The organism is Paracoccus sp. SSJ (assembly GCF_030234105.1).
GTDB lineage: Bacteria > Pseudomonadota > Alphaproteobacteria > Rhodobacterales > Rhodobacteraceae > Paracoccus > Paracoccus denitrificans.
Window position 1 is genome coordinate 99731 of the sequence record NZ_JASSPE010000017.1, and the last position, 10483, is coordinate 110213.

A 10483-nucleotide genomic window follows, 5' to 3' on the forward strand; every position below is an offset into this window, starting at 1 on the left:
CGGATTTGGTCCTCATATCGACGTCGCGCCCGCCCGCACTGCGGGATTCGAGTATTTGAGGAACGAAGAAGACGCGGGTCGGCGCGGCGTCGGAGCCTTGCGCCCTTTGCATGTCAGGGCTTCGCGGCGGGCGGCTTGGCGACATATGGTCGCATCTGTTAACGCTAGCGGGCCTGTTTTCCCCCATCCGCCATCCCGAAGGTGCCGCCATGCCGCCGCAGCCCAATCTCAAGCTTGCCATCCTTGCCCTTGGCCTTGGTGCCTTTGCCATCGGCACTTCGGAATTCGCCGCCATGGGGCTGCTGCCCTGGTATGCCAGCGACCTGGGCATCACCGAGCCGCAGGCGGGCCATGTGGTTTCCGCCTATGCGCTTGGCGTGGTCGTGGGGGCACCCGTCACCTCGATCCTGGGCGCGCGGCTGCCGCGGCGGCGCTATCTTGCGGCGCTGATCGCGGTTTATGGCGCGATGAACCTGCTGGCGGCGGTGCTGCCGGGTTACGGCACGCTGGTCGGCATGCGCTTTCTGGCCGGCTTGCCGCATGGCGGCTTTCTGGGCGTGGCCATGCTGTTTGCCGCCGATGCCCTGCCGCGCGAACAGCGTGCCAAGGGCGTGACGCAGGTGCTGCTGGGGCTGACCATCGCCAATATCGCCGGGGTGCCCTTGGCCGGTATCCTGGGGCAGGGCTTCGGCTGGCGCTGGGGTTTCGCGCTGCCCGGCGTGCTGGCGCTGTTGGCGGGCTGGCTGATCCTGCGGCTGGCGCCCCGGGTCGGCGCGCCCAAGGACGCGCGGCCGCTGGCCGAACTGAGGGCGCTGCGCAATCCGGCGGTCATGCTGATCCTGCTGGTCGGCGCCATCGGCTTCGGCGGGCTTTTCGCGGTCTATTCCTATCTTTCCGCCGCGATGCTGGCGACGGCCCAGCCGCCGGGCTGGGCCATACCGGCTGCGCTTTCGGCCTTTGGCATCGGCGGCACGCTGGGCAGCATTCTGGCCGCCCGCCTGACCATCCGCCACGGCACCTGGGGCGCGGCCTTGCGGCTGATGCTGTTCATGGCCGTGACCCAGGGCTTTGCGGCCTGGGCGGTGAGCAGTTGGGGGCTGATGCTGGTCTCGTCCTTCCTGCTGGGCCTGGGCTCGGGCATGGTGGTGCCCTTGCAGACCCGGCTGATGGATGTCGCGGGCGAGGCGCAAAGCATGGCCGCGGCGATGAACCATGCGGCCTTCAACGCCGCCAATGCACTGGGGCCGTGGCTGGCCGGGCTGGCGCTGGCGGCTGGCTGGGGCTGGCGTTCCTCGGGCCTGGTGGCGGTGGCGCTGTCAGGGGCGGGTCTGCTCGCCCTCGGCCTTGCCTGGCGGCAGGCCCGTCTCTCCGGGTACCAACTGCATGATCGCCCGGCGCGAGTGTGACGCGAATTCCCGCCGCCACGAGATGAGCAGCACATAGCTGGTGGCAAGGAACAGCCCCAGCGGTCCTGCCAGCCAGCCAAGTGCCCCCAGCGCGAAATAGACGCAGCGCAGCCCCGAGTTGAAGCTTTTCGCCGCGGTGATGTTGATGTCGGCCGCCTGCATCGCCAGCGGCATGGCGCGTGCGTCTTCGGGCTCGTTGGGGACCGAGGCCATGATGATCGCGCAATAGCCGAACAGCCGGTGCGACCAGACGAAGCGCAAGAGCGCGTTGGCCACGAAGAACAGCACCACGACGATCTTGATTTCCCATTTCAGCGTCGGCACATGGCCCAGGTCGAACTGCCGGGCCACGCCGGCAAGCTGGTCGGTATTGCCGATCAGCGCCAGCCCGCCGCCCACCGCGATCAGGCAGGCCGAGGCAAAGAAGGACGTGCCCTCGCGCAGCGTGGTCAGGATGGCGCTGTCGAAGATGCGCGGATTGCGTGTGATGAATTGTCGCATCCATTCGCGGCGATGCGCCTTCATCAGCACCGTGACCGAAGGATGGGCCCGGGGCGGATGCTCGGTGATCCAGCCGATGCCGAACCAGGCCAGGAACAGCCATAGCAGGGCCGCGAGGTCGGCCAGCGAGAGGGGGCCGAAGATGGCGGGGTCGAAGATCGGCGGGCCGGGCAGGGATGTATTCGGGTCCATGGCGCGATTCTACCCTTGCGGTCCGGATGTTGCCAGCCACCGTCCCGGCGGCTATCCAGCAGGCTGGTCAACTTTGTTCCGGAGTAAAGACAATGGCAGCACCCCACGCCATCCACGAGGAATTTCCCAACGACGCCGCGCGCATCCACGAGCTGAAGGTTTCGGATGCGCATTTCGCGCGCCTGCTCGAGGAATATGACGAGATCAACGATCAGGTCGCGGGGGCCGAAAGCCGCCATACGCCGATGTCGGAAGAGGCCGAGATCGCCCTGCGCAAGCAGCGCGCCGCGCTGAAGGACGAGATCGCCCGCATGCTGGCCGGCGCGCGCGCCTGATGTGGCGCCTGCCCCGGGGCCGTCAGGCGGTCCATTTTGGGGGCGTGATGAACGTCGGGCGCGCGGTGGCATCGCGCGCCCTGGTCCGGCCGCCCCGCGGGGTCGCGGCGGGGACTTGAAAGCCATCGGGCGCATTCCTACCTCAACGCTGTCGGAGGGCCCTTGCGGCACCGACGGACCTGCCCGCCCGGATCGGGGGGCAAGCCTTTGTATCGCTTGAGAAAGGATGCGAAAAATGCGCAACTTCGACCTGACCCCGCTTTATCGTGCCTCGGTCGGCTTCGATCGCATGGCCGATGTCATGGATCGTGCCCTGTCGGCCGATATCGCCAGCTATCCGCCCTATAACATCGAAAAGACCGGCGAGAATGCCTATCGCATCTCGCTTGCCGTTGCCGGCTTTTCCGCCGACGACCTGACCGTCGAGGTCAAGGACGGGGCCGTCATCGTCTCGGGCAAGAAGGCCGCCGAGGACGAGAGCCGCACCTATCTGCATCGCGGCATCGCGACCCGTGCATTCGAGCGCCGCTTCACCCTGGCCGATCATGTCCGCGTCAGCGGTGCGAGCCACGAGGACGGCATGCTGAACATCGACCTGGTGCGCGAGATCCCCGAGGCGCTGAAGCCGCGCCGCATCGAGATCGCGAAACCGGCCAAGGCGGTCGAAAAGCTGGACGCCTGACGGCACGGCCGGACCGGGGCTCTGCCCCGGACCCCGGGGTATTTGGAAAACGGAAAACGCAGGGCGTGGCCGCAGGGTCGCGCCCCTTGTCTTTTCAGAGTCCCTTCAGAGCTTGCGGCGGGCGCGCAGCGCGGCGGTGATGGTGCCGTCGTCCAGATAGTCGAGTTCGCCGCCGATCGGCACGCCTTGCGCCAGGCCGGTGACGGCGACGCCGGTCGGCGCCAGCGCCTCGGCGATGTAATGCGCCGTGGTCTGGCCCTCGACCGTGGCCGAGAGGGCGAGGATGACCTCGGTGATGCCTTCCTCGGCGATGCGGGCGATGAGTTGCGGGATGCGCAGGTCCTCGGGTCCGACCTCGTCCAGTGCCGAGAGGCTGCCGCCGAGCACATGGTAGCGGCCGTGAAAGGCGCGGCCGCGTTCCAGCGCCCAGAGGTCGGCCACGTCGGTCACGACGCAGATCTCGCCGGTGGCGCGATCCGGGTCCTCGCAGATCGGGCAGATGTCGGAGCCGGTGACGTTGCCGCAGACCAGGCATTCGCGGGCATGCTCCGCCACACTGGCCATCAGCCCCGCCAATTGCGCCATCTGTCCGGTGCGGCGGCGGATCAGGTGCAGCACGATGCGCCGCGCCGAGCGGGGGCCGAGCCCCGGCAGGCGCGCCATGGTGGCGATCAGCGTCTCGATCTCGTCGCCGGCAGCGGCCATTCAGAAGGGCATCTTCATGTCGCCGGGCAGGCCGAGCTCGCGGGTCAGGCGGGCCATTTCCTCGGCGGCCTTGTCCTGGGCGCGGCGCTGCGCGTCCTTGATCGCGGCGAGGATCAGGTCCTCGACCACCTCCTTGTCCTCGGCCTTGAAGATCGAGGGGTCGATGTCGAGCGCCGTCAGCTCGCCCTTGGCCGTCGCCGTGGCCTTGACCAACCCGGCCCCAGCCTCGCCGGTGACGGTCAGGCGAGCCAGCCCCTCTTGCATCTCGGCCATCTTGCCCTGCATCTGCTGGGCCGCTTCCATCATTTTCGACAGGTCCATATCGCCAAGGCCCTTGAACATCGCCTAATCCTCGTCCTCGAAGGGGTCCCATTCCTCGACCTCGGCCACCGGGCCTTCGGTCAGCTCATGCGGGGATGTATCCTCGCCCGCGGGCATTTCAACCGCGGCCGGCGCCGGGATGGGCCGGATCCGTGTGATCTTCGCGCCAGGGAAGGCGGCGAAGATCGCCTGCACGGTCGGGTTCTGCATGGCGCGGGCGCGGGCCTCGGCCTCGCGCGCCGTGCGCTGCTCGCTGATCGTGGGCCGGCCGGCCTCCGAGGTCACGGTCACGGCCCAGCGTTGGCCGCCGGTCCAGCCGCGCAGCCGCTCCGCCAACCGCTGGGCGAAGTCGCGCGGGGCGTTGTCGGTCGGCTGGAACTCGATCCGGCCGGGCGAATAGCGCACGAGGCGCAGGTGATCCTCGACATCCAGCAGCAGCTTCATGTCGCGCATGCGCCGGATCAGTTCGATCACCGATTCGAAATCGGGAAACCCCGCCAGCGCATCGGGCGAGACCGCGAGCGCCGCGGCGCTGCCGTTCTGGCGGACTGCCACGGGGGTGCGGGGGGCGGCGGCCCGGGGCGGCGCTTCGCCGCGCGCGGCGGAGGGGGCGGCGTTGCGGCTGAATTCGCCCGCCGCGGCGCTGGCCTGCACCTTGCGGATCAGCGTCTCGGGGTCGGGCAGGTCGGCGACATGGGTCAGGCGGATGATCGCCATCTCGGCCGCCATCATCGCGTTGGGGGCCTGGCCCACCTCGTCCAGCGCCTTGAGCAGCATCTGCCACAGCCGGGTCAGCGCCCGCATCGGCACCTTTTCGGCGATAGCCTGCCCCCGGGCGCGTTCATCCGGGCCGATGGTCGGGTCGTCCAGCGCCTCGGGGGTGATCTTCACGATCGAGACCCAATGCGTGATCTCGGCCAGGTCGCGCAAGACCGCCATCGGGTCGGCGCCATCGGCATATTGCGCCTGCAATTCGGCCAGGGCCTCGGCCGCGGCACCGCGCAGGATCATGTCGAAGAGGTCCAGCACCCGGCCACGATCCGCCAGCCCCAGCATGGCGCGAACCTGCGTCGCCGTCGTCTCGCCCGCGCCATGGCTGATCGCCTGGTCCAGAAGCGAGGTCGCGTCGCGGGCCGAGCCCTCGGCGGCGCGCGTGATCAGCGCCAACGCGTCGTCGGTGATCTGGGCGCCTTCGGTCGTCGCGATGCGGCGCAGCAGCGCGATCATCACCTCGGGCTCGATGCGGCGCAGGTCGAAGCGCTGGCAGCGCGACAGAACCGTCACCGGCACCTTGCGGATTTCCGTGGTGGCAAAGATGAACTTCACATGCGGCGGCGGCTCCTCCAGCGTCTTCAGAAGCGCGTTGAAGGCGCTGGTCGAGAGCATGTGGACTTCGTCGATGATATAGATCTTGTAGCGGGCCGAAGCCGCGCGATAGTGAACCGATTCAATGATTTCGCGGATGTCGTTGACGCCGGTTCGAGAAGCCGCATCCATCTCCATCACGTCGACATGGCGGCCCTCGGAGATCGCGACGCAATGCTCGCAGACCCCGCAGGGCTCGGTCGTGGGGCCGCCCTGGCCGTCGGGGCCGGTGCAGTTCAGGCCCTTGGCGATGATGCGGGCGGTGGTGGTCTTGCCGGTGCCGCGGATGCCGGTCATCACGAAGGCCTGCGCGATCCGGTCCGCCGCGAAGGCGTTCTTCAGCGTCCGCACCATCGCGTCCTGGCCGACCAGGTCGGCGAAGGTCTCGGGGCGGTATTTCCGCGCCAGCACCTGATAGTTCCGTTCGCTCTCGCTCATCGTCCGGCCCTTGTTGACCGGCGCAGATTAGCGGCGCTGGCGGGGGGCGGCAACCGCCCTTAGGCAGGCTGCCAGTCGAAGGCCAGTTCCTCGCGGAAGGCGAAGCGGGCGATGTGGCTGTCCACGATGTGGCGCATGTGGGCGGTGGTTTCCTCGGGCGCTTCCAGCCGGATCTCCAGCGCCTCGGGCGTGGCCGTCAGCGTGACCGTCCGGTCCTCGGGCATGGCGATGCGGCCGTGGCCGGGGTCGAACTCGACCTCGAATTTGTGCGCCCAATGCTTGCAGAGCTGTTGCAGATAGCGGCTGCCGTTCGGCGTCGCCACGCGGCAGGTCGAAAGAATGACGGTCTGGGACATGTCTTTCCTGTCTTGCAGGTCCGGCTGGCGGGCGGCTGGCGGACGGATTTGGATGGCTCGGGACCGGAGGTCCGCCGGGCAAGGGCCCACGCCCCGTGCATATAGGCACGATGCCGGGGCATGCAATCGCTGCCGGGTGCCGTTGGGGGCAATCCCGCAAGGGATGCCCCCGGTGAGTGTCTTGGGGGCGTGTCCTCAGTCGTGCTCGCCCACCACCTTCCACAGAAGGCCGCCCAGGACGGCGCCGGCGATCGGCGCGACCCAGAACAGCCAGAGCTGTTGCAGCGCCCAGCCCCCGGCGAAAAGCGCCTGGCTGGTCGAGCGGGCCGGGTTGACCGAAGTGTTGGTCACCGGGATCGAGATCAGGTGGATCAGCGTCAGCGCCAGGCCGATGGCAAGCGGGGCGAAGCCCGCCGGCACGCGGCCATGGGTGGCGCCCAGGATCACGATCAGGAAGCCGGCCGTCAGCACGACTTCGATCAGCAGCGCCGAGAACATCGGATAGCCGCCCGGCGAATGCTCGCCATAGCCGTTGGCGGCGAACCCGCCCAGATCGACGCCGGCCTTGCCGCTGGCGATCAGGTAAAGGATGACGGCGGCGATGATGGCGCCGGCAAGCTGGGCGAGGATATAGGGCAGCAGGCTTGCCGCCGGGAAGCGCCCCGCGACCGTCAGGCCCACCGAGACCGCCGGGTTGAAATGGCCGCCCGAGATGCCGCCCAACGCATAGGCCATGGTCAGTACTGTCAGGCCGAAGGCCAGGGCGACGCCAGCAAAACCGATTCCAAGCTCTGGGAAAGCCGCCGCGAGGACGGCGCTGCCGCAGCCGCCGAACACGAGCCAGAACGTGCCGATGCCTTCGGCCAGGAGTTTCTTTTGCATTGTAAACCTGTTCACTGAGACGAATGGAGCAACGGTCTACCTGGAAACCGGATTGTCAATCTCTCATGAGGGCCGGGCCGGCAATTCCCTTGCGGCACCCGGGCGCTGCCCGTTGACCGCCGCCCCGGCGCGGCCTATCTGCGGGCCATGGCACGCGCACCGCTTTTGCAACTCACCGATATCTCCCTGACCTTCGGCGGCAATCCCGTCTTCGACGGGCTGAACCTGACCGTCCAGCAAGGCGACCGGCTGGCGCTGGTCGGCCGCAACGGCTCGGGCAAGTCCACGCTGATGAAGGTCATGGCCGGGCTGGTCGAGCCCGACAGCGGCGAGGTCGTCACACCTGCCGGCATCCATGTCGGCTATATGGAACAGGATCCCGACCTGTCGGGCTTTGCCACGCTGGGCGACTTCGCCCGCGCCGACCTTGGCGACGGCGAAGGCTACCGCGTGGAGATGGCGGCCGAGGGGCTGAAATTCGACCCCGACCGCCCGGTCGCCACCGCCTCGGGCGGCGAGCGGCGGCGTGCGGCGCTGGCCCGGCTGCTGGCCGAGGCGCCCGAGCTGATGCTGCTCGACGAGCCGACGAACCACCTGGACATCGAGGCCATCGGCTGGCTGGAAGAGCAGCTTTCGACGACCAGGACGGCTTTCGTGCTGATCTCGCACGACCGGGCCTTCCTGCGGGCGCTGACGCGCGCGACGCTGTGGATCGACCGCGGCGAGGTGCGCCGGCAGGACAAGGGCTTCGAGCATTTCGAGGACTGGCGCGAAACGCTTTGGGCGGCCGAGGACGAGGCCCGCCACAAGCTCGACCGCAAGATCAAGGCCGAGGCCCGCTGGGCGGTCGAGGGCATCAGCGCCCGGCGCAAGCGCAACCAGGGCCGGGTGCGCGCGCTGGCCGCGCTGCGCGAGGAACGCGCCGGCCAGATCCGCCGCCAGGGCACTGCGGCGATGGAACTGGACGCGGGGCCGCAATCGGGCAAGCGGGTGATCGACGCCAAGGGGATTTCCAAGTCCTTCGGCGAGCGGGTGATCCTGAAACCCTTCGACCTGCGGGTGCTGCGCGGCGACCGCGTGGCCTTCGTCGGCCCGAACGGCGCCGGCAAGACCACGCTGATCAAGATGCTGACCGGCGAGATCGTCCCCGATACCGGCACCGTCAAGCACGGCACCAATCTGGAGATCGCGGTCTTCGACCAGGCGCGCTCGGCCATCGACGAGACGGTGACGCTGTGGGACGCGCTGGCGGGCGATCCGTCCATGCGGGTCTCGGGACGCTCGGACCAGGTCATGGTGCGCGGCAATCCGCGCCATGTCGTCGCCTATCTCAAGGATTTCCTGTTCGACGAGGCGCAGGCCCGCGCCCCGGTCGGCAGCCTTTCGGGCGGGGAAAAGGCGCGGCTTCTGCTGGCGCGGATCATGGCCAGGCCCTCGAACCTGCTGGTGCTGGACGAGCCGACCAACGATCTGGACGTCGAGACGCTGGACCTGCTGCAGGACATCCTGGGCGATTACGACGGCACCGTGCTGCTGGTCAGCCACGACCGCGACTTCATCGACCGCGTGGCCACCACCACCGTGGCGATGGAGGGCGACGGCTGCGCCACGATCTATCCCGGCGGCTGGTCGGATTATCGTGCGCAACGCCCCGAGGCGGTGCCTGCGGCCGAGGTGCCGAAGCCCACCGCGCCCTCGCCGGCCAAGCCCGCCCCCAGGCCCAGGGCAGAGCGCACCGGCCTGAGCTTCAGCGAAAGAAAGCGCCTGGAGGCGCTGCCCGCCATCATCGAGCGGCTGGAGGCCGAGATCGGCAAACTGGCCGAATTCCTGGCCCAGCCCGACCTGTTCCAGACCGCCCCGGCCAAGTTCGCCAAGGCCAGCGAGGGCCTGGCCGAGCGCCAGAACGCACTGGCCGCGGCCGAGGAGGAGTGGCTGGAACTGGCAGAAAAGGACCAGGGCTGAGCGCTTCTTGACCCGCCCGACGCGGAAAGATCGCCTCGGGCCTTGCATTTTGGCCTGAGTTGCCCCATCTTGCGGGGGCTACGTTATTTCTTCGCATCCTGTCTCCTTTCCGGCTTCAGACTGTGTTTCGATCTGACTAGGCCGGGTCGCCGCAATGTCGTGGGCGACATCATCTGAAGGAGATATCACGATGGCCAATGGCACCGTGAAATGGTTCAACGCCACCAAAGGCTTCGGTTTCATCGCCCCCGCGAACGGCGGCAAGGATGTGTTCGTGCACATCTCGGCGCTGGAACGGGCCAACATCAGCCACCTCGCTGACGGCCAGGCCGTAAGCTTCGAAATCGAGACCGGCCGCGACGGCCGTGAATCGGCGCGCGACCTGGCGCTGGCCTGATTTCGACAGCAGGTCCGACCGATCCTGGTCGGACCTACCCCTCGTCGGAGGTCCGCATGGCACCCAAGGACAGGCTGAAGGAACTTTTTCGCGCGCCGGCACCGCTGACCGCGATGGACCGGACGACGCAGGAAGCCAAGCTGATCATCAGCGAGCAGGCCGAACGCCGCCGGGAACTGACCGCCAACCTGCGCGCGGCGCGGCTGGCCAAGGAAGCGTCCGGGACCGGCAAGGGCGCATCTTCGCCCAAAAAGCGCAAGCCATAGGCGCATAGACATCACGGGCCTCGCGTCGGCTTTTGCTCGCGTCGGCAGGCTCGGTTTTTGCAGACAATCTCATCGCGGCTCGTTCCGTCGGAATTCTGTCCGGTCATCCGGCCGGAAGCCGGGCGGGGCTGCCCAATAACCAAAAAAAGAAAGACTGAAGAATGGCCAGAACATCGAACAGACGCGCGAACCGCAGAAGGATCACGCAAAAGCACCAGGACAGGCGCCGGCTGGCGATCATGTTCCTGAACAAGCAGGGCGAAACCGTGGCGGTTGCCGAAGTCAGCCGCAAGGAAGCGGCCGGGTCCTGACAGAGAGATCAGGCGCGAGACCCGGGAATTTCAACGGCTCGCGCGGATCGGATATATCTTTCGACGGCAGGTTTTCGACCGCGATCGGTTCTTGTCAAAAGGGCAGGTGCCGGGTCACGGCGGCTTTCCGATCGTGGGGCAAGCCCGGGCAACGATCGCCGCCCGTCGCATTTCCCCTTGCTTGCCATTACAAAGGCCGCCCCATTTGGGGCGGCCTGCTTTTTTTTCACCCGAGCATGGGCTTGTTTACATCATGCCGCCCATGCCGCCCATGTCGGGCATGCCGCCTGCGGGGGCCTTGGGCTCGGGCTTTTCGGCGATCATCGCCTCGGTGGTGATCAGCAGGCCGGCCACGGACGCGGCG

At 67.9% G+C, this 10483-nt stretch carries 13 protein-coding genes; 7 read left to right on the top strand and 6 right to left on the bottom strand.

Features of this window, described 5'->3' with window-relative positions; genetic code table 11:
• Nucleotides 1-209: 209 nt before the first annotated feature.
• Nucleotides 210-1406, top strand: a complete 1197-nt coding sequence (locus QPR87_RS17685) for an MFS transporter (RefSeq protein WP_285050645.1) — start codon at nucleotides 210-212, stop codon at nucleotides 1404-1406.
• On the opposite strand, the gene QPR87_RS17690 is transcribed toward QPR87_RS17685, so the two are convergent.
• Nucleotides 1317-2099 carry a DUF599 domain-containing protein gene (locus QPR87_RS17690; protein ID WP_285050646.1) on the bottom strand — a complete coding sequence of 261 codons (783 nt, stop codon included), beginning with the start codon at nucleotides 2097-2099 and terminating at the stop codon, nucleotides 1317-1319. The genes QPR87_RS17685 and QPR87_RS17690 overlap by 90 nt on opposite strands.
• 92 nt (nucleotides 2100-2191) lie before the next feature.
• Between QPR87_RS17690 and QPR87_RS17695 the strand changes: the two genes are divergently transcribed.
• Complete coding sequence (locus QPR87_RS17695; RefSeq protein ID WP_011749881.1) at nucleotides 2192-2434, top strand: HP1242/YdcH family protein; 243 nt, start codon at nucleotides 2192-2194, stop codon at nucleotides 2432-2434.
• 235 nt (nucleotides 2435-2669) lie between these two features.
• Complete coding sequence (locus QPR87_RS17700) at nucleotides 2670-3116, top strand: Hsp20 family protein (RefSeq protein ID WP_011749882.1); 447 nt, start codon at nucleotides 2670-2672, stop codon at nucleotides 3114-3116.
• Between the two features lie 105 nt (nucleotides 3117-3221).
• On the opposite strand, the gene recR is transcribed toward QPR87_RS17700, so the two are convergent.
• From recR to aqpZ, 5 genes are all read right to left on the bottom strand, one after another.
• Nucleotides 3222-3821 carry a recombination mediator RecR gene (gene recR / locus QPR87_RS17705; RefSeq protein ID WP_285050647.1) on the bottom strand — a complete coding sequence of 200 codons (600 nt, stop codon included), beginning with the start codon at nucleotides 3819-3821 and terminating at the stop codon, nucleotides 3222-3224.
• Nucleotides 3822-4163, bottom strand: a complete 342-nt coding sequence (locus QPR87_RS17710; protein ID WP_011749884.1) for a YbaB/EbfC family nucleoid-associated protein — start codon at nucleotides 4161-4163, stop codon at nucleotides 3822-3824.
• A gap of 3 nt (nucleotides 4164-4166) precedes the next feature.
• Nucleotides 4167-5945, bottom strand: coding sequence for a DNA polymerase III subunit gamma/tau (locus QPR87_RS17715; RefSeq protein ID WP_285050648.1), 1779 nt, complete (start codon nucleotides 5943-5945; stop codon nucleotides 4167-4169).
• Between the two features lie 59 nt (nucleotides 5946-6004).
• Nucleotides 6005-6301: a DUF2218 domain-containing protein gene (locus QPR87_RS17720; RefSeq protein WP_011749886.1), complete on the bottom strand. Its 297-nt coding sequence runs from the start codon at nucleotides 6299-6301 to the stop codon at nucleotides 6005-6007.
• A 195-nt stretch (nucleotides 6302-6496) separates the two neighbouring features.
• Nucleotides 6497-7183, bottom strand: a complete 687-nt coding sequence (gene aqpZ, locus QPR87_RS17725) for an aquaporin Z (RefSeq protein ID WP_011749887.1) — start codon at nucleotides 7181-7183, stop codon at nucleotides 6497-6499.
• Nucleotides 7184-7330: 147 nt separating this feature from the next.
• Here aqpZ and QPR87_RS17730 point away from each other — a divergent pair, with 147 nt between their 5' ends.
• The 4 genes from QPR87_RS17730 to QPR87_RS17745 all read left to right on the top strand — a co-directional run bounded on the left by QPR87_RS17730 (nucleotide 7331) and on the right by QPR87_RS17745 (nucleotide 10119).
• Entirely contained in the window at nucleotides 7331-9145 is a 1815-nt protein-coding gene (locus QPR87_RS17730) for an ABC-F family ATP-binding cassette domain-containing protein (protein ID WP_285050649.1), read from the top strand.
• 190 nt (nucleotides 9146-9335) lie between these two features.
• Nucleotides 9336-9542 carry a cold-shock protein gene (locus QPR87_RS17735; protein ID WP_285050650.1) on the top strand — a complete coding sequence of 69 codons (207 nt, stop codon included), beginning with the start codon at nucleotides 9336-9338 and terminating at the stop codon, nucleotides 9540-9542.
• A gap of 56 nt (nucleotides 9543-9598) precedes the next feature.
• Entirely contained in the window at nucleotides 9599-9808 is a 210-nt protein-coding gene (locus QPR87_RS17740; RefSeq protein ID WP_285050651.1) for a hypothetical protein, read from the top strand.
• 161 nt (nucleotides 9809-9969) lie between these two features.
• Nucleotides 9970-10119 (top strand): hypothetical protein, encoded by a 150-nt coding sequence (locus tag QPR87_RS17745; protein ID WP_285050652.1) that lies wholly within the window; start codon nucleotides 9970-9972, stop codon nucleotides 10117-10119.
• The last annotated feature ends 364 nt before the right edge of the window (nucleotides 10120-10483 follow it).

Coding starts and splice junctions, on each gene's coding strand:
- QPR87_RS17685 (WP_285050645.1), top strand. CDS start 210: ATGCCGCCGCAGCCCAATCTCAAGCTTGCCATCCTTGCCCTTGGCCTT.
- QPR87_RS17690 (WP_285050646.1), bottom strand. CDS start 2,099: ATGGACCCGAATACATCCCTGCCCGGCCCGCCGATCTTCGACCCCGCC.
- QPR87_RS17695 (WP_011749881.1), top strand. CDS start 2,192: ATGGCAGCACCCCACGCCATCCACGAGGAATTTCCCAACGACGCCGCG.
- QPR87_RS17700 (WP_011749882.1), top strand. CDS start 2,670: ATGCGCAACTTCGACCTGACCCCGCTTTATCGTGCCTCGGTCGGCTTC.
- recR (WP_285050647.1), bottom strand. CDS start 3,821: ATGGCCGCTGCCGGCGACGAGATCGAGACGCTGATCGCCACCATGGCG.
- QPR87_RS17710 (WP_011749884.1), bottom strand. CDS start 4,163: ATGTTCAAGGGCCTTGGCGATATGGACCTGTCGAAAATGATGGAAGCG.
- QPR87_RS17715 (WP_285050648.1), bottom strand. CDS start 5,945: ATGAGCGAGAGCGAACGGAACTATCAGGTGCTGGCGCGGAAATACCGC.
- QPR87_RS17720 (WP_011749886.1), bottom strand. CDS start 6,301: ATGTCCCAGACCGTCATTCTTTCGACCTGCCGCGTGGCGACGCCGAAC.
- aqpZ (WP_011749887.1), bottom strand. CDS start 7,183: ATGCAAAAGAAACTCCTGGCCGAAGGCATCGGCACGTTCTGGCTCGTG.
- QPR87_RS17730 (WP_285050649.1), top strand. CDS start 7,331: ATGGCACGCGCACCGCTTTTGCAACTCACCGATATCTCCCTGACCTTC.
- QPR87_RS17735 (WP_285050650.1), top strand. CDS start 9,336: ATGGCCAATGGCACCGTGAAATGGTTCAACGCCACCAAAGGCTTCGGT.
- QPR87_RS17740 (WP_285050651.1), top strand. CDS start 9,599: ATGGCACCCAAGGACAGGCTGAAGGAACTTTTTCGCGCGCCGGCACCG.
- QPR87_RS17745 (WP_285050652.1), top strand. CDS start 9,970: ATGGCCAGAACATCGAACAGACGCGCGAACCGCAGAAGGATCACGCAA.